The sequence below is a fragment of the Flavobacterium sp. SORGH_AS_0622 genome (assembly GCF_030818825.1).
Taxonomy (GTDB): domain Bacteria; phylum Bacteroidota; class Bacteroidia; order Flavobacteriales; family Flavobacteriaceae; genus Flavobacterium.
Genome location: NZ_JAUTAX010000001.1, coordinates 3,360,291 through 3,381,975, shown reverse-complemented (window position 1 = coordinate 3,381,975; position 21,685 = coordinate 3,360,291). Strand labels below are relative to the sequence as shown.

Here is a 21,685-nt window from a genome sequence, read left to right as displayed (position 1 = left end):
GGATTATGAAGGAAATTGTAAAAATTAATCTTGATAATGAAATGGACCTTATACTGGCCCATAAGCGTTCAATGAAAATTGCGGAAATGTGTGGCATGCCTTTACAGGCTCAAACCAGATTTTCGACAGCAGTTTCAGAAGTAGCAAGATGTTCCATAGCTAATGGAAAAAACTCTGTACTGGTATTAGGAATTAATATTATCAGAGCTACTCAAAAAGAGATATTGGCTGTTCTTACGGATGAAGTTGATCTGAAAAAATGCAATCCCGAGGCGTATAAATATGCAGCCAAAATATCTGGAAATATAGAATATATTTATACAGATAACCATTCAAAAACCACTCTCAGTCATCAAGTGCCTTCACCAGGACTTCTTTCAGATGCAAAAATAAAGACATTGGTAGACTACTTTAAATACGAACCGCCAATATCTGCTTATGATGAAATCAGAAAAAAGAATATTGAGCTTGTAGCACTTTCCGAAAAGCTGGGAGAAAGTGAAAATCGCTATAGAAAGTTAGTTGACACTATTCCTGTTTTAATCTGTATTGTAAATGACCGCAATAATGTACTGCTTTCAAATAATGCCTTCGAAGCATATTTAACAGCACCTTTTAGTTCTTTTGATAAAAAAAGCATAAGTACTTTTATACATGATGATGATGTAGATCTTTTGATTGAAGGATGGAGTAGAGCCAAAAAGATTAGAGGAGATTTTTCGACAGACATTAGAATTAAAAAAGATGATTATTATATCTGGCATAATGTTTCTATTATACCTAATAAATCTGAAGATGGTTCTTTTAGCAGCTGGCTTATTTATTTTGTCAATAATAATGCTCAGAAAATGATTGTTGAAGCCCTAAAAGACAATTCAGAACTAAAGGAGATTCAGCTTGAGCTCGAAAGTGCAAATTCAAAATTAAAATTCAAAAATAAAGAGCTGGAGCAATTTGCTTTTATAGCCAGTCATGACCTGCAGGAACCACTTCGAAAAATTATGATCATGCTGTCACGCGCATCAGAACATCTGACTGAAGAGCAGAAACAACTGTATTATTTTGATAAGATAACCTCTGCTGCGGGCCGATTGTCCAATTTAATATCAGATGTACTGAATTACTCGCGTATTAATAATCATGATAAATTTATTGGCAAAGTTGATCTTAATGAAGTCATCTCAGAAACTTTAGATGATTTAAGCCTGATTATCGAAGAAAAAAATGCAATTGTAAACGTAAATGTGCTTCCAACTGTGACTGGGCTTGAACCTCAGCTTCGTCAGTTATTTTATAATTTGATAAATAATGCGTTAAAATTTAATACTTTACAACCAGCGGTAAATATATCTTATCAAGAAATCTCAGCTAGCAGCGACAAATCTTTTGATCAGGCTGCTCCTGTAGGTAACTTTCACGTAATCTCGATTGCAGATAATGGTATCGGAATGAATAATGAATATTCAAGCCGTATTTTTGATATGTTTCAGCGTCTGCACCAAAGAGATCAGTACGGCGGAAATGGTATAGGTCTTGCTCTCTGCAGACGTATTATTGAAAATCATAACGGAATTATTAACTTCACCAGTATTCCTGAAGAAGGAACAACTTTTTGGATTTATCTGCCTGTTTAAGGTCATATAAATAAAGAAGCCGCCTAAATTAGGCGGCTTGCTGTAAGAGAATATCATTATTCGTTATCATAAGTGTCTCTTTCTTTCTTAATACTTTCTTCAGAATCTTGATCTTCGTCATCTTCATCGTCAAGATCATTTTCTAAATCATCATCGTCCTCTTCTTCAAGATTGGCATCTTCATTAATAACGAAATCCGTACTATAATCTGGTTCTGCATTTTCTGTAATAGAATGATCTACAGGAGGCAAATCAATATCTGGATCTTCATATTCATCTCGGTCGTTTTGAAAATACTGGTCTTTTTGCCCGTAATTTTCTTTTTCATCTAAATTCATACATCACTATTTTTTAGTTGTGGTTGTTCCTTTTTTTGTATCTGAAGCAACTTTTGAATCTTTCTTAGAATCATCCTTAGAATTGCTTTTTGATGCACTTTCTTTTTTATCAGTTTTTTTATCTGATGCCTTAGCACTATCAGTGCTTTTTTTTGTGTTTGAAGTATTCATAATGTTATTTTTTTTAAATTTTTATACTGTAAAAGTACACTTGCTTTATGTCTATAATTTTACATATGTATTTGTATTAATTGTATAATTAACAGTTAGTTAGCTCTAAGTGTTGGAAGTTTTATGCTTGAATAATGGATTGGATAATTTGGCTGGTAGTTTACTCTGCACTCATCAAAAAAAAACATCTGCATTGTACAGATGTTTTTTAGTGAAATTGAAAAATATAAGTTAAAATGTTTGAAAAAGTTTATTCCGCTGCTACAATATTAACTGCATTTAAAGCTACATCATTCAGTATGCAGTCAGCTTCTTTTTCTTCTGCAAGAGTTTGCGTTAATAATTTTGCAGCATCATTCTCTCCCAGCGTTTTGGCAAAAGCGACTAAGGTTCCGTATGTTGCAATTTCATAATGTTCTATTTTTTGCGATGCGGCAATTATTCCAGCATCTCTCACCGCTCCAGGAGTAGTTTCTAAAAGAATGCTGTCTCCTTCTTTAAGAAGTCCAGCCATTGCTTCACATTTTTTTCCTTCGGCCTTTTCACCTAAAAGATCAAAAACTTGTTCTAATCTTTTAACTTGGTTTTTTGTGACATCAAGATGTTCTAATACAGCACTAGCAAGCCCTGGATCAGTAGCGTTGTCAGCCATTTTTGGAAGAGCACCTACTAGTGCATTTTCAGCCCAGTAAATGTCTTTAAGACTGTCAATAAAAAGATCTTTTAATTCTGTTGCAGCATCGGATGCAGGTTCAACAAAATTCTTGTTATTTTTTGCTGCTTTGTTTTCTATAGGTTTTTCTGAATTTTTCATGTGTTTTTTCTTTGAAATTAATTGTATAAGTTTGGTTCACGCTGCCAAAAACGGTGCATTGTCATTGCAGCGATAAAATCTTGAGCAAATCCTTCAGTTGCTACATCGCTTGTTATAATAATTCCAGCGTCATCATTTGTGATTTTTGAAGCAAAAGGTGCGCTGCTGATGATTTCGGATGCTTCGCCATCTGCTCCAATAACTTTACAGTGTTTGTAAGCGTCATTAACGAATTCTAGAAGATCTTCATTTTCTGCCAATGCATTTAATCCTAATCCGTGTGGAATGTAAACAGCATCAAATAATACCGATGAAGCCGTTAAAAAACTAAATTCGGCAGCAATTGCACCATCAGAATCAGTTATAATTGACCCTAAATGTGGCGCAATAATACATCCCTTAGCGTCTTCTTTTTTAAGTGCTTTTTTCATATTCAGAACAGCAGCTTCAGAAACGCCATCAGAACAAATAATGGCTACTTTTCTAGAAGCAATTGTTGGTGAATTTGTTGGATTTTTAATCATGCTCAATGCTTCTGAAGCAGAAACACTAGATTCTACAGTTTGAGGTTCTTGAGGACCGCCTTCGTTTTCAGGAGATACACCTTTATTAATCGGTGTTTCCAAAATTGGCGGAACAGTAGCTCCAAGTCCAAGAGCCACTTTTTCAGCAAGAGTGGTATCAATTTGCGAAAGCAGTCCTAACATTCTAACTCTTATGGCAGTAGTTTCTACTTTCCCAAGTTCAAAACGCAATGCTTTTACAATATGGCTTTTTTCTTCTGGGGTTTGGCTGTTAAAAAATAATTTTGCCTGCCCAAAATGATCATTAAAGCTTTCGCTTCTTTCTCTTACTTTATGCGCATCAACTCGTTCATTAAAACTTGCAAAACCGCCTTGTTCAATTTTTGCTTGATAAGGACAGCCGCCGCCAAGTGAATTAGGATGATAACTTACGCGACCTTTATTAATTTCCTGACGCATATGTCCGTCACGTTGATTATTGTGAACTGGAGCGACACTTCTGTTAATTGGGATTTCATGGAAGTTCGGACTTCCTAATCTAGAAAGTTGTGTATCTGTATATGAAAATAATCTTCCTTGTAGAAGCGGATCATTACTAAAATCAATTCCTGGTACAATATGACCCGGGTGAAAAGCAATTTGTTCTGTTTCTGCGAAGAAATTATCTGGATTTTTGTTCAGAACCATTCGGCCGACAATAGTTACCGGAACTAATTCTTCAGGAACTAATTTTGTTGGGTCAAGAAGATCAAATTCGTACTTATTTTCATCCTCAGCAGGAATTACCTGAACGCCTAATTCCCATTCTGGGAAATTACCCATTTCAATTGCTTCCCAAAGATCTTCTCTGTGAAAATCTGGGTTTTTTCCTGAAATTTTCTGCGCTTCATCCCAAGCAACAGCGTGAGTTCCTAATTTAGGTTTCCAGTGAAATTTCACAAAAACAGATTCTTCTCTTTCGTTGATCAATCTGAACGTGTGCACTCCAAAACCTTCCATCATTCTATAACTTCTTGGAATGGCGCGATCAGACATTACCCACATGATCATGTGCATGGATTCTGGCATTAATGAAATGAAATCCCAAAAAGTATCATGCGCAGATGCAGCTTGCGGCATTTCATTATGAGGTTCTGGTTTTACTGCGTGAATAAGATCGGGAAATTTAGCGGCATCTTGTATAAAAAACACAGGAATGTTGTTTGCAACTAAATCATAAATACCTTCTTGAGTATAAAATTTAACTGCGAAACCTCTGGCGTCTCTAGCAAGATCTGTAGAGCCTCTTGATCCTGCAACGGTAGAAAATCTTGCAAATACAGGCGTTTTAAGACCTTTTTCTTTAAGAAAACCTGCTTTAGTTAATTCTGGAATTGGATTGGTTACTTCAAAAAATCCATGTGCTCCTGAACCTCGTGCGTGAACAATTCTTTCTGGAATTCTTTCGTGGTCAAAATGCGTTATTTTTTCCCTTAGTATGAAATCCTCGAGTAGAGAAGGTCCTCTTTCTCCAGCTTTCAGCGAGTTGTTATCATCATTAATTCGAAGGCCTTGATCTGTGGTTAGAAATTTGTTTGTGCCATCTGATTTGTTGATTGATAAATCGCGTTGTTTTTCGTCTTGAAAATTTTTCATAAAATATCTTATTAGTTAAATACTTTGAAATTTTGAAAAATTATAACCCTTACTTGTCAGATCTCTAGCTAGTTAAAAGTTGTAATTTTTCTTTTATCAAATGTAAATTATCCTAATGTCACGTATTTATAATATTACAATATATAGTTCTACAATTACCAGTAGGTCAGATAAATAAAAAATGACCATCAACGAATCAGGTATTTTTTTTGCATCAGAACAAGATTAATTTTTTAGAATTTTTACTAAAGTTAATTTTTACAGATAGGCAATGACTTATAAACTAAATGATCTATTATTTTATATTATTGAACGTAATTGCTCAAGTAATTACAGTTAATTTAGTTAATGATTTTTCGATACTGGACTTCTAAAAAATTGGTCATTCATTAAAATTGCTTTATCTTTCCACTTAAAACAAAATATTTCGCAGGTGCAGTTAAGTAAAAAAGAATTCGAAAATTCATTTCTAAAAAATGGAGGAGAATTAGGAACCCTAGTAAGGGAAATGAAATGGAGTAATACCTCTTTGGGAGAAACAGAATCTTGGCCGAATAGTCTTCGTACTGCTTTGAGTATTATGTTTGGTTCGAGTATTCCTATGTTTGTTGTATGGGGAAAAGACAAGATTTTTTTTTATAATGATTCTTTTCGCCCCTTTCTTTCTGGTACAGAAAAGCATCCGCATGCTTTAGGAAAATCATTAAAAGAAACTTTACGGCTGGAATGGAAAAGTGTGTCTGATGCTATTTATAATATGATAGATGATGGTATTTCTAGATCTGAATCTAATATTGTAACAGTTCTCAATAGAAATAACGTTTCACAACGCGTGTACCTGACTCTGGGATATAGTACTATTTTCAATTCCAATAATACAATTGAAGGTGTTTTTGTCACCTGTACAGAAAATTCAGCAATTATTCCCGATCTTATAGAATCTGGATCTGTTCGATCACAGCTCAACAGCGTTTTAATGCAGTCCAATGCAGGAATTGCACAAGCCAATATTGAAGGGCGGGTAATAGAAGTGAATGACCGCTACTGTCAAATGCTGGGTTACAGCAGAGAGGAAATATTAAAAATGAATCTGGGAGAACTAACTCATCCTGATGATTTAGAAAACAATATGATCCTTTTAAAAGATTGTATTGCAAATGGAAAGGATTTTCTAATTACCAAACGCTACATCTGTAAAGATGGTTCTGTCATTTGGGTTAACAATAGTATTTCTTTAGTCAAAGATACAGCGGGAGAAAAATATATTACAGCAATTGCTATAGATATAACTGCCGAAAAAGAAAAAGAAAAACAATTGCAGGTCAGTGAACTTCGTTTTCGTGCACTTATTGAAAAAGCTCCTGTTGGCACTGCTTTATTTCGTGGCAGTGAATTTTATATTGAATTGGTCAACGATGCAATGATGGAATACTGGTCAAAAGACATTGCTATTATCGGTAAGAAGATAAAAGAAGTCTTTTCAGGTAAAGATTACGAGGATTTATATAGAAAGCTCAATGAAGTTTATGTAACGGGAGAAGAATATAAAATTTCTGGAATCAGAATTCGAAATGAAAAATTGAATATAGAACAGTATTTCGATTACTCCCTTACACCTTTGTGTGATGAGAAAAATACTGTTTATGCCATTCTCGTTATGGCTTCTGATGTTACCTCATCATTTAGGGCCCAGCAGGAAATAATAGCACGTCAGGATGAGTTGGTAACAATGTTCGAACAGTCACCTGTAGGTATTGCTACTATTAGTATAGAAGAAGATTTGATTTTTCAAAATGCTAACAAATTTTATTGTGAATTGGTAGGGCGCCAGCCTCATGAAATTATTGGGAAACCACTTTTGGAGGCACTTCCAGAACTAAAAGGTCAGGGATTTGACGACCTTCTAAGGCAAGTGATCCAAACAGGTAATGCCTATATTGCCAAAGAAGTAGAAGTAGAATTGCTCCGCAAAGGCAGGCTCGAAGATGTGTATGTTGACTTAACTTATCAGCTTAACCACAATGCGCTTGGAGATGCAACAGTTTTATTAGTAGTAGCTACCGACGTAACGCAACAGGTCCTAAGCCGCCGTGAAGTAGAGGAGAGCGAAACCAAATTAAAAACCCTGATTGCTGCCGCTCCCGCTGGTATAGGTCTATTTGTTGGCAGGGATCTTATTATAGAATATCCTAACCAGACTTTTATTGATATAGTAGGTAAAGGACCAGATATTAAAGGACTTCCGTTGCGAGAGGCTATGCCAGAATTGATAACTGAAGGCCAAGCGTACCTTAAAATACTCGATGATATTTTTACTACGGGAGTTCCTTTTATTTCACCTGCTTCGCTGGTCAAAATAAACCAGAATGGAGTCCTTAATGATAATTATTATAATATTTCTTATACACCACTGCGTAACAAGGCAGGAGAGATTTATGCAATTTTAGATATTGCTATTGATGTCACGGCACAGGTTATGGCACAAAAAGCAATGGAAGATAGTGAAGCCCATCTGCAGTTATTAAGAGATACTGTTCCGGCCATGATTTTTTATCTGGACGAAGAACAGCGTTATCAAACTTATAACAGTGTATTTATGGAGTGGTTCTCTGTAAATGAACATGAAGCCATTGGTAAAAGTGTACGGGAGTTTTTAGGAGAAGCTGCCTATGCAAAAACACTTCCGCATCTTGAGGTCGCTTACGGAGGTGAGCAGGAGAAATATGAAATGTTTGCTCCTTCGAGAATGGGAGTTACCAGATGGCTTAGTATTGTATATACGCCGCATAAAAATAACGAAGGAATAGTAATTGGCTTAATTGTTCATGCTACTGATATCACACAGAGTAAATTAACGGAGATTGCACTTCGAGAAAGCGAATCTAAACTTCGTTCGGTATTAGCAGCTGCACCTGTATCTATAAGTTTATTTGTAGGCGAAGATTTAATTATTGAGAATGCAAATGAACCCTTTATAAAGAAAATAAATAAAGGAGATTCAATAGAGCAACAATCTTTAATTACAGTCTTGGAAGGAAGTTCTCCTGAATTTATAAAAGCCGTACAAGAGGTTTATCGCAGTGGAGAACATTTGGCTGCCAATGGAGTAGCAGATATCCATACTACAGAAGAAACACCGCAGTATCACAATATAAGTCTTACGCCTTTGATGGATAGTAAGGGTGAAGTATATGCGGTACTGTATGTAAGTTCTGATGTTACAACAGAGATCAATGCAATTAAGAAAATTGAACAAGCTGAGGAAGCACTTCGATCTGCTGTAGAACTAGCACAGTTAGGTACATGGTCAATGGATGTCAATACAAGAATGAGCACCGTTTCTGAACGCCATGCCGAAATGTTTGGACTTAATGGTACTCATGTATCATCTCAAGATATACAAGCGCTTATCAAGCCTTCAGATCATAAACGGGTAACAGAGGCATTCTTTGCCGCACAACAAGCAGGATCTAGCGGAAAGTACGAAGCTGAATACCGCATTATTCATGGAGAAAGCGGAAAGGAAAAGGTAATTCATGCTGTTGGGCAAACGTATTTTGATATAGAGGGCAAACCACTAACAATTAGCGGGACAGCACAAGACATTACGATTCAGCGTGAACTGCAATTGGAACTGGAGATTGAAGTAGCACTTAGAACCAGAGAACTTGAAACTGTTTTACAAGAGCTGCAGGCTTCTAATTTAGATTTGGAGCAGACCAACTATGCCTTGAAACATTCTAACGAAGAACTAGCACAATTTGCGTATGTAGCCAGTCACGACCTTCAAGAACCTTTACGAAAAATTCGAATTTTTGCAGGTTTGCTGCAGGAAGAAAATTCAGGAAGAAATCCGAAAACTTTAGTTGAAAAAATTGCTTTTTCAGCAGCGCGTATGAGTCAGTTGATTTCAGATCTTCTGAGTTTTTCTCGATTAATACAACCTGAGAAAAGTTTACAGCCTGTAGATTTAAATAAGGTAATAGAAAATATTTGGACTGATTTTGAGCTGGCCATTGAAGAGAAAAAAGCAGTGATTGAAATGGGAAAACTGCCAGTGGTTCAGGCTGTAGGTTTACAAATGAATCAGCTGTTTTATAATCTAATGAGTAATTCTTTAAAATTTACTAATCCAGAGGTTATACCACAGATTAAAGTTAGTTCGACTCTAGTTTCTCGAGAGTATGTAGCGCAGTTTACAGATTCTCCGCTAATATTAGGGCAGTATCATCATATTTCATTTACCGATAACGGAATTGGCTTTAAGGAAGATTATAAAAATAAAATTTTTGAAATTTTCAAACGTCTGCATGGACAGAATATTTTTCCAGGAAGCGGTATTGGTCTTGCTTTGTGCAGAAGAATTGTTATGAATCATCAAGGAGTTTTATTTGCAGAATCTCAATTAGGAGAAGGATGCACATTCCATATTTTCCTGCCAGATTTCCCAAAAGATAGAAATAGTATTTAAACCTGATTAAAGAATAATCCGTATATTGGGATAATAGCACGCAAAAAAAAAAAAGAATAAAATTATGTTATACAAAGAAATTCTACTCATTGATGATGATATAGATGACGCTGAAATATTCATGGAAGCGGTCTATAGTATCGACACAGAAATAGTTTTTCGCGTCGAAAGTAACCCCGTTAATGCATTCAATAAATTAGAAAGCGCCGAAAAGCTTCCTGATTTGATATTTCTAGATTACAATATGCCACTTTTAAATGGTAAAGAGTTTCTGCAGAAAATAAAAAGTCATGAGAAACTGAAAGACATACCTGTAATCTTGATTTCAACGCCTTCCCAAGAATTTGTTCAGGACTTATTGCAAAAAAAAGAAATTATACACTATATGAGTAAGCCCAATAGTTATGATGAACTCATTAGTATGCTCAAATCTGTTCTACAATAATCTAACTATTTCTTTATCTTAAGATTCAGTAGATTACACCAAAGTTTTTGATCTAATTAATGAGACGATGAAGGAGTTAAACTTGTACGCCAATATTCCATGATATTTTGAATCATTAACTTGTATGTTGGGAAATTTTCTTCTTTCGTAAAATAACCCTGCACATTATAATTGTAAGCTTTAGTTACATTTTCAGGATTTTTTGAAGTAGAAAGAAAAATATAAGGCACACATTTTTGACTTATTCCGTCATGAGCAAGAATCTGGCTGCGAAGTTCGAATCCATCAATTTTCGGCATATTAATGTCCGAAAGAATAAGAAAAGGATTTGTCTGAGGTTTTAACAAATAAGGAATTGCAAGTGTAGGGTCTTCAATGAATACAATTTTGTTCGGGTAGCCCAGACTATCAAAGATATCTTTAAGAAAATTTCTGTCATCTTCGTCGTCTTCTATTATAATGATTTCTCCATTTCTTCTCATGGTGTAAATATACCACAATTATTGGAAAAAGTAGTGTATTATAAAAAACGAACTTTTATATTTTGCAAGAAATTAAACTATAGTTTTAGTATTTGATTTCCCAATTTTATACAACCTAATTTAATAGTAGCTAAGAATTCATTATATTTTTTTCAATTTTCTACTGGTTGATATTCAAATATTTGAATGTTATAATATTGAATTAGAATTGTATAAGCTAACTGTTTGAATGCTCCCTACATTTGATAAACTAATTTTAAAAATTATTATCATGAAAGATTCAAATACAAAGACAGTTGCAAAAAAGCCAGCTGCATCTAAAACAAACCCATCTAAAACAAGTGCGTCTAAGACAAGTGCATCTAAGACAAGTGCATCTAAAACAGCTGCACCAAAAGGAACTGTAAAAGCTAAATCATCAGCAGCAGAAGGATTAAGAGACTTATTTGTTGACTCTTTAAAAGATATTTATTGGGCAGAAAAAGCGTTGACTAAAGCATTACCAAAAATGGCTAAAAATGCAACCTCTCAAAATCTTATTGATGCAATTAATGAGCATTTAAAAGTTACTGAAGGACAAGTTACCCGCTTAGAAGAAGTTTTTGCATCTGTTGGAGAAAAAGCTGTTGCAAAAAAATGCGATGCAATGGAAGGCTTGATCAAAGAAGGTGAAGGAATTATGGAAGAGACAGAGCAAGGAGCAGTTCGTGATGCCGGAATTATTGCAGCATCTCAAAAAATTGAACATTATGAAATTGCAACATACGGAACACTTGCAGCGTTTGCTAAAACACTAGGTGAAGATGAAGCAGTATCACTTTTGGTTCAAACTTTAAACGAAGAAAAAGAAGCTGATACTACCTTAACAGAAGCGGCTTATAATACTATTAATTTTGACGCCACAGAAGGCGATGATAAATAATAGAAACGCTTAGTTATGAAAAAACCTCCATCTGAAATAAGGATGGAGGTTTTTTTATTTTATATTTTTATGAAATTATTTGACGTGTATTGGACTCAAATCAGTTTTTGCAGGACCATTCATTACCGTTCCATCTGATGCAAATCGAGAACCATGACACGGACAGTCAAAAGATTTTTCGTTAGTATTCCATTGCACGATGCAGCCTAAATGCGGACAAACAGCCGAGAAAGCATGCAGCGTATTATCATAATCACGATATACGGCAATTTTTTTCAAACCAGACGAAAGAACACCTCCTTCACCAGCATTTAAATCCGCAGTATTTTTTAAATCAGAAGCTTTTACCCAATCCAGATATTGTGAAGCCATATTCGCAGTTTCTTTAGCAAAATCTCCAATAGATTTGAGTGAAATTCTGGATGGACTGTATAATTCTTCCCATTTGTTTTTTATTCCAAGTATTGCATCACTGATAATCATTGCGCCAATTGTGGCATGAGTCATTCCGTTGCCAGAATCACCAGTTATAATATAAATATTATCATCTCCAGGATTTTTCCCCATATAACCTAAACCATCTACAGGTTCCATTATCTGGCCAGACCATCTGTAGGCAATATCTTCAAGTACAGGGAAATAATTTCGTGTCCAGCTTTCCAGTCTTTCATATCGTTCAAATTCCGAAATTCCTTCTTCATCAACCTGCCCAGTTTTATGATCTTCTCCACCAGAAATCAGCAAGTCATATTCGTCATCAAAATTTTCCAAACGAACATAATGATAAGGTTGCGAAACCCATTTCGAATTTAAATCGCCAGTATCCCACCATAGTGAATTTGGCAGTTTGCCTTTGGGAACTTTGCCCGCAATAACATAACTTCTGTAGGCCGCTTGTTTGGTGTGCATCGTAAAAGTATCGTTAATAGGCGAATTAGTAGCCACAACAATATGTTCTGCAGAAAAATTATACCCATTTACTTCTGCACCATCTTTAGTAATTTTTTCGGCTCTTGCTTCTGTATAAATAGTTCCGCCAAGAGCAATAACAGCATCAGCAACTCCTTTAAGGTATTGTAAAACGTGAAATTGTGCCTGATTATTAAAAACAATACATGGCATAGATTCCCCGCCGTTTATTGTTGGGGTTTCTTTTAAAAAAGCGGTGTCTATTCCAGCGTTTTGTGTGGCGTTGAATTCCTTTTCTAGATTTTCTATTTTATCCGAAGGATGCAGAAACAAATAACCGTTTACTCTTTTGAAGGAACAATCGATATTTAAAGTCTGCACTATATTTTCTATTTCATCAATTGCAGCACTGTGGCTTTCGGCGGCTAGTTTTGCTCCATCTTTGCCAAAAGTATCTTCTAAATAATAATATCGATCATCTAAGGCGCAGGACAAATGTGCTGTAGTGCGGCCGGTTTCTCCGCTTCCTATCACACCATCGTCTACTAAAACCACTTTTTTACCTGCTTTTAATAATTTATAAGCTGTAGTCAGACCAGCAATTCCGCCGCCAATAATAAGGACTTCTGTTGTAATATCTTGGTCAGGATTTTGAAAAGCAAGAATAGAAGTAGAATCAATCCAATACGATACATTGCTTCCTGACGAAATGCTGCCATCATTCCATTTATCATCTGTTTGTGACATAATAAAATTGTTTTAAGGATTATTGGATTTGAATCAGATTTTTCAAATCTCTCTCAAATTTATAAAATCAACACCCCAAAATATTATAGCTTAAAATGATTAGTTTACATCATTACCAGTCAATTTTTATGTAAGAAAATGGAATTAAAATATAATATTAATGGTTTAAATAAGAGTTACTTAGCGTTCTATTAATGTAAAAATAAATATTATGAAAGCAGCAGTTATCCATGGACCTGGATCCATAAAATACGATACAGTCGATGACCCAAAATTAAATGCCAAAGACGATATCATTCTTAAAGTTACTTCGACAGCAATTTGCGGATCTGATCTTCATATTTATTCAGGAGGATTTCCTCAGCCCAGACCTATGGTTCTCGGACATGAATTTATGGGGATAGTAGAAGAAGTTGGTTCTGAAGTAACTCATGTTAAAAGGGGCGATAGGGTTGTAGTTCCTTTTCCTATTGCATGCGGAAATTGTTTTTTCTGTAATCACGATGTTCCAGGAAATTGTGAACATAGCAATCCTGAACATTATGGACCTGAAGGAGGCATAGCCACAGAAAAAGGAGGTGCACTTTTTGGATATACAGATCTTTACGGAGGTTATGACGGAGGTCAGGCTCAATACGTAAGAGTTCCTTATGCGAATTATGGACCAAGAGTTGTTCCTGATAATTTAACAGATGAGCAGGTTCTTTTTCTAACAGATATTTTCCCAACTGGATATACAGGAGTAGATTGGGGAGAAGTTAAAGGAGGAGAAACAGTAGCTATTTTTGGTTCGGGACCAGTTGGTTTAATGGCTGCAAAAAGTGCCTGGTTAAGAGGAGCAGCGCAGGTTATTGTTGTAGATACTCTTCAATACAGACTTGATAAAGCAAAAGCTACAACGGGTTGCACTACTATTTTATGGGAAGATGGACCAAAAGATGTTGTAGAACATATTCGTTCTTTAACAAACGGCCGCGGTGCAGATGTTTGTATTGATGCCGTAGGTTTTGAACCTGATCGAAATCTAGGTGACCGAATTAAAGCAACTATTAATTTTGAAAAAGGTTCCATAAAAGTACTAGAAGCTTGTATGAGTGCTGTAAGAAGAAGCGGAATAGTTGCTGTACTGGGCGTTTATCCTGTTAATTACGATAATTTTCCGTTGGGACAATTCTTTGACAAAGGAATTATCCTAAAAGGCGGACAAGCTCCTGCACATAAACATATTGATAAATTACTAGAATATGTGGTTCAGGGAAAAGTACAGCTTGATGATATTATTACACACAGACTGCCATTATCTGAGATTTCGCATGCTTACGACATTTTTAAAAAACGTGAAGACGGATGTGTGAAAGTAGTTTTAGATCCTTGGAAGTAATTCAACTCTATATCACGCAGTAATTTATTATTGAAGTAAAAGAAAGGGAAAACTTTAAAACTATTTAGAGCTTTCCTTTTCTTTTTTTAAAGCAGTGCTATTTATTTAGGGATTTTAGAAGACTTGATATTCAATAAATCATTTAATAATATAATAAAGCTCTATAATGTTGTAAAATACTGAAAGCCAGTATAAGTAATTTTAACATTGAGAAAAATAAATGAATTTTTATATTGTGATTTATTTATTAAATAATGAAAAGAGAAGATTTTGTATAACAATAAGGATTAAGATTATGTTTAAGAAAGGTCAAAAAGTACAGCAGGAATTTGGTAATCAAGTAATGAAAATTATAGATTTTGAACCAGATTTGATAGAAAATGTCATTACCCAATGGGAAGATGAACAAGGAACTATTGTTACAGGAAAATTTATGGAATCTCAGCTTTTACCAGCAGATGAATAAATGCAGAAGATAGAGGGATTATGGTTTAATATAATACACCTAAAATTATGAAAATGAATTCAACATATAATAAGAACACTTTCTATGATTATCAAGAAAAGGATATCGAAAGTTTATTTGGTCACAAAAAAATAACTACAATACAAAAACTGTTTTATGAATTGCCAAGTGCTGGCGGTATATCAGTAATGTTTTCTGAAATGGACATATTATGAAAACTTTTATACGCAACAACGGACTTTCAATTTGTTTCTTATTATTATTTTTTGCTTCGTTTGCCGGGCAGATTCTTTTTGGTTTTAAAGAATATAATAAAGATCTTATCGAAAACGGAGTGACTCCAATTACTATATTATCTTATTTCTCAACAGGACATTTTGTAGAGTCTACTTTTGAAAATTGGGAAAGTGAATTTTTGCAAATGGCGCTTCTTGTTGTATTAACCATTTTTTTACAGCAAAAAGGATCTTCAGAATCTAAAGATTTTGATAAAGAAGAAGAGGTTGACCGTGAACCTTCTCCCAATAAAAAAGACGCTCCTTGGCCCGTTAAAAAAGGAGGATTTATTTTGGCTCTTTACAAGCATTCACTTAGTATTATGTTGTTTTTATTATTTGCGCTTTCATTCGTTGCACATTTTTATGGAAGTTTAAAAGACGAAAATGAACAGCTCTCTTTCAAAGGAATGCCCCCAGAAACAGCATCAAAATATATTACCGATTCAAGATTTTGGTTTGAATCATTTCAAAATTGGCAGAGCGAATTTTTATCAGTATTTGCAATTATAGTACTTTCTATTTATTTGAGACAGATAGGTTCATCACAATCAAAACCTGTAGATGCACCTCACGCAGAAACTGGCGAGTAATATTTGTTTAAACAAAATTTCAAAATTTACCATTAATGCTATCTTAAACAAATGATGTATGCATACAATTTCACCATGGGCAGCCACAGTGCAGGCCGATTTAGAAAACAGCGTTTTAATATGGGAAAAGGAATTTCATAACTATTTTTTCCAAGTTTATAATACAGGCGATTCATTATGGATTTTGGTGATTTGGCCAAATCAGGTAAAGATGGCCTTTCGTGCCGCATTTGCTATGAATAGTTGTTTTGAAGTCACAAATCTATTTGATGACGAGGAAATACTCATAATTAATTTAGAAACAAAACTGGGCACTTACAGCACAGCTATTTCTTTTCCGAATTCTGATAAAGCTTTACTTCATTATAAAACTACATTTAAAGCTAATCAGCCTTTTATGATTCCATTTTGGCCAAGAGATATAATTCCTGTAACCCAAAGTGGAAATGTTGCCAATACAAATGGAACCATCCATACCAATCAAATAGGTTCAAGGTCTGGACTACTTTTTGCAAGTATGACCAAACCAAAAGGAGGTTCTTTTTTTTACTTTCAAGATTTGGGCTCTATAAGCGAATATTGTGAGGCAACAGAAACATCATTAGAAAATACTGTTGGCGGAAGCTGGCCTGAAATTGGTTTTCAATTACCAATAACAGAAGAAAAACCTTTGCCTTCAGATAAAGCCTATGTAATATCAGATGCCTATGTTTTATTTTCTGAAGATACAATTGAAAATGAAATACAAGAAACACAAGAGTTTATTAGAAATTTGGCAGATGTTTATTGCGTTTTACCACATCCTGAAATCATTTATCACAACTGGCCTGAAATTACCCAAAATTGTCTGGACGAGTTGTATCATAATAAAGGATCATGGACTCAGACAAAAGGAAACTCTTTTTTAAATGCTTATTTATGCGATTACGATACTCCGGCAGAAGTTATGGTTCAGCTCGCCGTATTAATGCCTCTTAATGAATTAACCCTCTGGTACGGAGAAAAACATCCAGTTTATAATGATTTGCTCGAAGGAATAGATTCGTTTTACGATCCTAAAATAAAGACAATCAACAGATGGCTTCCAGAACTTATTGAAGAACTTGATAAGTCAGAAGAACAAAAGAAGGAAATGGTAATGGATTCCTGGTACCTGCATCATCCTCTCATGAATTTGACAAGACTCGCTTTGAATGGCGAAAAAAAAGCAGAAGATCTCGTTTTAAAATCTATTGAATTTGCCATTAAGGTTGCGCATCATTTTGATTATAAGTGGCCGGTATTTTATAAAATGGATACTCTTGAAGTTGTTAAAAAGGAAACTGCTCCTGGAGAGGGAGGTGAAAAGGATGTGCCGGGATCATATGCACATTTAATGCTGCTGCTGTATCGCTTGACAAAGGAGAAACGTTATCTAAATGAAGCTGAAAAAGCAGTTAAGAAACTCATAGGCTGTGGATTTAGTATTTTTTATCAAGCCAATAATACCGCTTTTTCTGCTGGAGCACTTTTAGAATTATATAAAATTACGAACAAAAAAGAATACCTGGATTTAAGTTACGCTTGTCTGGCTTGTCTTTTCAAAAATATGCAGATATGGGATTGCCAATACGGATTTGGGAAAAACTACCCAAATTACTTTTCTGTTTTTCCTCTTAACGAAGCACCTTATACTGCCGCATACGAAGAAATGGAAGTATATGCAGCGCTATCAGAATATTTAATACAGGCCGAATCGATAGATCTTGAACCCGCATTAAAAATTCTTATTCCAGAATTCTTAAAATACGCTATCAGCAGATTTCCTTATTATTATCCAACCAAACTTCCTCCTGAGATGGTTTCAGACGAAGCTAAAACAGGCGAAATAGGCAAAACATTTTGGATTCCGCTCGAAGATCTTTATAATGGATGGGAAAAAAGCGGACAGGTAGGGCAGGAAGTTTATGGAGCTGGCGTGGGTTTTGGAGTCATGACAAGACAATATCATCAAGTAAGAAATGAAGACTTTTTAATTTTTACAGATTATCCAATTGTAAATTTTAAAAAAGTAAAAAAAACAATAACATTTAAAGTTTTAGGAAATGCGGATTTCGAATGCAATTTTAAAATTCTACTAAATGAGAAAAGCAAAATCGATTTTGAAGTTTTCCAAAATAAGAAAAAAATCGAACCTGAATCTAAGTCCAAAACTTTAGCAGAGTACAAAATAAATGGAGATTCTTCTGTAAAAATATTTTTGTAGTGGTTGTTGTTTGATTTTCAGATAGATGTATGAAATATATAAAATCTAGAGATCGATAATGTAACAATAAAAGAGTGTGGAGAAATAACTTTGAATAATAACTAAAAAATAAAAATTATGAAAACTATATTCAAAACCTCGATATTAATCTTCTTGTTTGCAGCGGTCATTTCTTCATGTAAAAAGAATGAAAATGCTGCTGAAGATAATACTTACACCAATAGTGCTGATTCAACAGAAACAACTATTGATACTGTCGGACCAAATTCTGACACCACAAATACTAGTACAAATGGAACAACCGGTGCCGTTGGTGAAGGTTCTACAGGTTCTGGATCTGACGGAACAACGCAAAAAGGAAGTACTAGTGTAAAAACAGACTCAACATCTAATAGTAAAGGCAGTAAATAACTGCCCTGGTTGATTACTTAATGTTGAACCTGCAGCAGTTGCTTGCTGCAGGTTTGTTTTTTTAATAAAAAAAAATTGATCAAATTCTAGAGAATCAAAATTACGATTTCTTTATCGAAATTCAGGCAGGAAAATAGGTAGTTAAAAGATTTAAAGTTGTCTCATAAATAGGGTTCTGTCGTACTTTTGCGAGCAGCCATGCCAAAAAGCTCATGATCAAAATATCCTTAGGTCCGTTTTGAGATATAATGATAAAATCTTCAATTGTTTTTTGAAATTTTTCAGTTTTTATAATTTCTGGTTTCAGTACATATTGTTCTACAAAAAAGAGATACTGCATAACTCGATCTTCATTTACCGTTAAAAGATATTTTTTGTAACGACGTTTAAAACTTTTTATACGCGATATTGCCAGTTCTGTATTTTCTTCCTGTACATGAAGCAAGATTTCTACAAGACACTTTTTGATTGTCCAGTCCATTCCCATTTTTTTTTCGTACCAGCTGTCGGTATGGTTTAGTTTTGCCATTTCTTTTACGGCATTACGTCCTGAATTTTGCTGTATATAAAAAACGATCAGCATCAAACGAATATCGTTACTGTCATTAGGATCTGTCTTTTTATTTAAAGTTAAAGACTTCTCGGCAGTCTCTATCGCTTTTTGAAAATTTCCAAGATAATTTTCATTGAAAGAAAGCAGTAAAAAATATCTCAGGCAAAAACGCTGATAATACTTACCAGACTGATTATTCAGTTGTGTAAACAACGAATTCAAATAGCTTAAAGATTCTTTAAATTGACCATTTCTAAAATAGAAGTTCGCTATAAAATATAATATGTAGATATGATAGTACAAATGCTTATTTGTCAAATCTGCTTTTTTACTAATGAAGCGATAGCTCTTAAGAACAAATGGCTGTATAAGCGAGAAATTGTTGTTTATAGAAGCATACTCATTGGCAATGAATAAGATCTGGTAAAGAGATTTAAAAGTTAATCCTTGTTTTAAAGAAATTCCGTATGTTTCAATAGTGTTTTTTATAAGCGCCTGGAAGTCTACAATCCGGCTTTCATGATAAATAGCAGCCAGTTCGCGTCGCAAAACAGCATAGCCCAAATTAAGCTGTTCTTCGTATTCGAGCTGTTTTTTATTTGCTTTGAAATTCTGTATTATTTTTTCAATTGGCTGTGACAGATCGAAGTGGGCAAACTGTATCTGAGTCAGATATATTTCATTAAGCAGACTAAAATGTTCCAAGTTGACTGCAATTTCTTCAGCCTTTGCCAAACATTTGAAAGCCGTTTTTTCGAGTTTATGTTCAAAAAATAGGCGGCTCACAACAATAAGACGAAGTATTGCATTTTCTTTTGAAGTATCATTTTCAAAACTTCGATTAGCCATGAAGTCAATCATGGTGTCATAAAGTCTTTTTCTAAGGGCATGATACGCATCTGTACTTTTTGTATCTAATAAATTCTTTTTTTTAAGTTTTATATCGTCAGTTTTTAAAGAATTAAATAAAGCTATATTACCTGCGTCTTTTCGCTTGTTTTTTCTTGATAAATACTGTATGAATGCCTTTTTATCATTCTCATTCATTATGTTTGATATTTCTTGGAGTGCATTCATAAATAAGATTTTTATTGAGGTAAAAATAATAAAATGTATTTTATATCGTCAGTTTTATATGGAAATTGATTTTGATAACTCCTGCTTCATCCTGAAATTTGTCTCATAATTATAAAACATAAAATTATGGAACCGCTAAAATCAAATGAATCAAACAACAATTCAGAATCAAAAAATGCAAAATCAAACAATGGATTTAATCCGTTAAAACCGAGCGCTGCCTTTGTGGGAGCATCTTGGATGACATTAATTATTGGTATGACCTCTTATTGTATTGGTCTTTACAATTCGGAAATGGCTTATAACGAAAAAGGCTATTATTTTACAATTCTTCTCTTTGGTCTTTTTTCTGTAATATCAGTACAAAAAAGTGTGCGTGACAAGCTGGAAGGAATACCAGTAACCGACTTATATTACAGTATAAGCTGGTTTAGTACTATTGCCTCTATAGTCTTACTTATAATTGGTTTGTGGAATGCTAATTTACTATTGAGTGAAAAAGGTTTCTTCGGAATGTCATTCGTATTAGGATTGTTCTCGGCCCTTGCTGTGCAAAAAAATACCCGAGACCTTAAACAATTTGAATCTACTATTGTATAATATTTTAGCGGAGCCTCATTACTGTCACAGCAATGTGCAGTTTTGAGGTTTTCTAAAGCTTAATTCGTATGATTATGAAATCTAGATACAAAACGATTATTTATAGTATGGGAGTATTATTGCTTGCCATTAATGTTCTAGATAAAATTTGGTGGATATATATAAGCAAAATCTACACTGAGTTTGAAGATTGCAAGACAGCTTATCTTAGTGTGTTTCCCGAATGTATTCAAGATGCTTTTCTTTTAACAGTTATTGAAATATTTTCATTAGCAATAACGGCGATTATCTTTTCAAAAGCTAAAAAGGCTGCTTATCTAAAAAAGACATCCAAAATTTTGATGATAATTTCTTTAGTACTCTGTGGATGGAATGTTTTTTCTTTGATGTAAAAGATTTACAATTTTACATATTATACAAAAAAAAACACTTCACAATGAAGTGTTTTTTCCTTGGTTGCTAATAAATATTCTAGATATTTTATATAAAAAAGAGGCTCCCCAAAGCCTCTTTTGCATTAATGTTTCCCATTTCCTTTGCCCTTGCCATTTCCATTATGGTTCCCACTATTGTGATGTCCATTATTCCCTTTACCAGGTTTTGGACCAATTGTTTTTTGAGGTTTTCCTTTATAACCTTTTGCATATTTTACCTTATGGGTTTTAAAATTGTCATAAGGACGGTCTCCTCTATAATCTGTCAAAACTACTTTGTACTCATTGTAAAGATCATAATTTCTATAGGCAGCAGGCAACGCTCTTGTTCTGACCCATCTTCCGTTGTTTAAGTACACATAATTTGACGTGCTTACATCATAATAAGTCTCAAGATCTGGAAGGTAATAATAGCGAACATCTGTGTAGCCCACCGGACCCCATGCAGGAGGAGTTCCTATATTTACATTTACAGATACTTGTGCTTGAGATTGACTAAAAGAAAAGAATACGATTCCAATCAATAAATATTTTAAAGTTTTCATAATTTCATTTTTT

The 21,685-nt window shown here is 34.3% G+C and carries 20 protein-coding genes; 12 read left to right on the top strand and 8 right to left on the bottom strand.

Annotated elements, in window-relative coordinates:
- Window positions 1–5 precede the first annotated feature (5 nt).
- Window positions 6–1,634, top strand: coding sequence for an ATP-binding protein (locus QE431_RS14250; RefSeq protein WP_307297040.1), 1,629 nt, complete (start codon window positions 6–8; stop codon window positions 1,632–1,634).
- A 56-nt stretch (window positions 1,635–1,690) separates the two neighbouring features.
- Here the strand turns inward: QE431_RS14250 and QE431_RS14245 are convergent, their stop codons facing one another.
- The 4 genes from QE431_RS14245 to QE431_RS14230 all read right to left on the bottom strand — a co-directional run bounded on the left by QE431_RS14245 (window position 1,691) and on the right by QE431_RS14230 (window position 5,116).
- Window positions 1,691–1,972 carry a hypothetical protein gene (locus QE431_RS14245; protein WP_057116361.1) on the bottom strand — a complete coding sequence of 94 codons (282 nt, stop codon included), beginning with the start codon at window positions 1,970–1,972 and terminating at the stop codon, window positions 1,691–1,693.
- A 6-nt stretch (window positions 1,973–1,978) separates the two neighbouring features.
- Window positions 1,979–2,143 carry a hypothetical protein gene (locus QE431_RS14240; protein WP_157848504.1) on the bottom strand — a complete coding sequence of 55 codons (165 nt, stop codon included), beginning with the start codon at window positions 2,141–2,143 and terminating at the stop codon, window positions 1,979–1,981.
- Between the two features lie 250 nt (window positions 2,144–2,393).
- Window positions 2,394–2,957: a ferritin-like domain-containing protein gene (locus QE431_RS14235; RefSeq protein ID WP_134140260.1), complete on the bottom strand. Its 564-nt coding sequence runs from the start codon at window positions 2,955–2,957 to the stop codon at window positions 2,394–2,396.
- A gap of 17 nt (window positions 2,958–2,974) precedes the next feature.
- Window positions 2,975–5,116 carry a catalase gene (locus tag QE431_RS14230; protein ID WP_307297035.1) on the bottom strand — a complete coding sequence of 714 codons (2,142 nt, stop codon included), beginning with the start codon at window positions 5,114–5,116 and terminating at the stop codon, window positions 2,975–2,977.
- Between the two features lie 433 nt (window positions 5,117–5,549).
- On the opposite strand from QE431_RS14230, the gene QE431_RS14225 reads away from it, so the two are divergent.
- Complete coding sequence (locus QE431_RS14225; RefSeq protein ID WP_307297033.1) at window positions 5,550–9,587, top strand: PAS domain S-box protein; 4,038 nt, start codon at window positions 5,550–5,552, stop codon at window positions 9,585–9,587.
- Window positions 9,588–9,651: 64 nt separating this feature from the next.
- Window positions 9,652–10,032 (top strand): response regulator, encoded by a 381-nt coding sequence (locus tag QE431_RS14220; protein ID WP_057116357.1) that lies wholly within the window; start codon window positions 9,652–9,654, stop codon window positions 10,030–10,032.
- A gap of 56 nt (window positions 10,033–10,088) precedes the next feature.
- Here the strand turns inward: QE431_RS14220 and QE431_RS14215 are convergent, their stop codons facing one another.
- A complete protein-coding gene (locus tag QE431_RS14215; protein WP_057116356.1) occupies window positions 10,089–10,514 on the bottom strand; it encodes a response regulator in 426 nt (141 codons plus the stop codon).
- Window positions 10,515–10,785: 271 nt separating this feature from the next.
- On the opposite strand from QE431_RS14215, the gene QE431_RS14210 reads away from it, so the two are divergent.
- The gene (locus QE431_RS14210) at window positions 10,786–11,436 is read left to right on the top strand and encodes a ferritin-like domain-containing protein (RefSeq protein ID WP_307297030.1); all 651 of its coding nucleotides are present in this window, start codon (window positions 10,786–10,788) and stop codon (window positions 11,434–11,436) included.
- A 75-nt stretch (window positions 11,437–11,511) separates the two neighbouring features.
- Here the strand turns inward: QE431_RS14210 and QE431_RS14205 are convergent, their stop codons facing one another.
- Window positions 11,512–13,092: an FAD-dependent oxidoreductase gene (locus QE431_RS14205; RefSeq protein ID WP_307297028.1), complete on the bottom strand. Its 1,581-nt coding sequence runs from the start codon at window positions 13,090–13,092 to the stop codon at window positions 11,512–11,514.
- A gap of 211 nt (window positions 13,093–13,303) precedes the next feature.
- Here QE431_RS14205 and QE431_RS14200 point away from each other — a divergent pair, with 211 nt between their 5' ends.
- The 6 genes from QE431_RS14200 to QE431_RS14175 all read left to right on the top strand — a co-directional run bounded on the left by QE431_RS14200 (window position 13,304) and on the right by QE431_RS14175 (window position 18,463).
- Entirely contained in the window at window positions 13,304–14,473 is a 1,170-nt protein-coding gene (locus QE431_RS14200) for a zinc-dependent alcohol dehydrogenase (protein WP_134140265.1), read from the top strand.
- Between the two features lie 295 nt (window positions 14,474–14,768).
- Entirely contained in the window at window positions 14,769–14,939 is a 171-nt protein-coding gene (locus QE431_RS14195) for a hypothetical protein (RefSeq protein ID WP_166669287.1), read from the top strand.
- A gap of 53 nt (window positions 14,940–14,992) precedes the next feature.
- A complete protein-coding gene (locus tag QE431_RS14190) occupies window positions 14,993–15,154 on the top strand; it encodes a hypothetical protein (RefSeq protein WP_307297025.1) in 162 nt (53 codons plus the stop codon).
- Window positions 15,151–15,807 carry a DUF6766 family protein gene (locus QE431_RS14185; protein ID WP_307297023.1) on the top strand — a complete coding sequence of 219 codons (657 nt, stop codon included), beginning with the start codon at window positions 15,151–15,153 and terminating at the stop codon, window positions 15,805–15,807. The genes QE431_RS14190 and QE431_RS14185 overlap by 4 nt, the downstream gene beginning before the upstream one ends.
- Window positions 15,808–15,865: 58 nt before the next feature.
- Window positions 15,866–18,052 carry a hypothetical protein gene (locus QE431_RS14180; protein WP_307297021.1) on the top strand — a complete coding sequence of 729 codons (2,187 nt, stop codon included), beginning with the start codon at window positions 15,866–15,868 and terminating at the stop codon, window positions 18,050–18,052.
- Between the two features lie 117 nt (window positions 18,053–18,169).
- On the top strand, window positions 18,170–18,463 hold the full coding sequence (locus QE431_RS14175) for a hypothetical protein (protein WP_057116350.1): 294 nt from the start codon (window positions 18,170–18,172) through the stop codon (window positions 18,461–18,463).
- Window positions 18,464–18,584: 121 nt separating this feature from the next.
- Here the strand turns inward: QE431_RS14175 and QE431_RS14170 are convergent, their stop codons facing one another.
- Complete coding sequence (locus tag QE431_RS14170) at window positions 18,585–20,093, bottom strand: tetratricopeptide repeat protein (protein WP_307297019.1); 1,509 nt, start codon at window positions 20,091–20,093, stop codon at window positions 18,585–18,587.
- A gap of 126 nt (window positions 20,094–20,219) precedes the next feature.
- On the opposite strand from QE431_RS14170, the gene yiaA reads away from it, so the two are divergent.
- Complete coding sequence (gene yiaA / locus QE431_RS14165) at window positions 20,220–20,693, top strand: inner membrane protein YiaA (RefSeq protein WP_134140269.1); 474 nt, start codon at window positions 20,220–20,222, stop codon at window positions 20,691–20,693.
- Window positions 20,694–20,767: 74 nt separating this feature from the next.
- Window positions 20,768–21,085, top strand: a complete 318-nt coding sequence (locus QE431_RS14160) for a hypothetical protein (RefSeq protein WP_134140270.1) — start codon at window positions 20,768–20,770, stop codon at window positions 21,083–21,085.
- A gap of 125 nt (window positions 21,086–21,210) precedes the next feature.
- Here the strand turns inward: QE431_RS14160 and QE431_RS14155 are convergent, their stop codons facing one another.
- A complete protein-coding gene (locus QE431_RS14155; RefSeq protein WP_307297016.1) occupies window positions 21,211–21,672 on the bottom strand; it encodes a hypothetical protein in 462 nt (153 codons plus the stop codon).
- Between the last annotated feature and the right edge of the window lie 13 nt (window positions 21,673–21,685).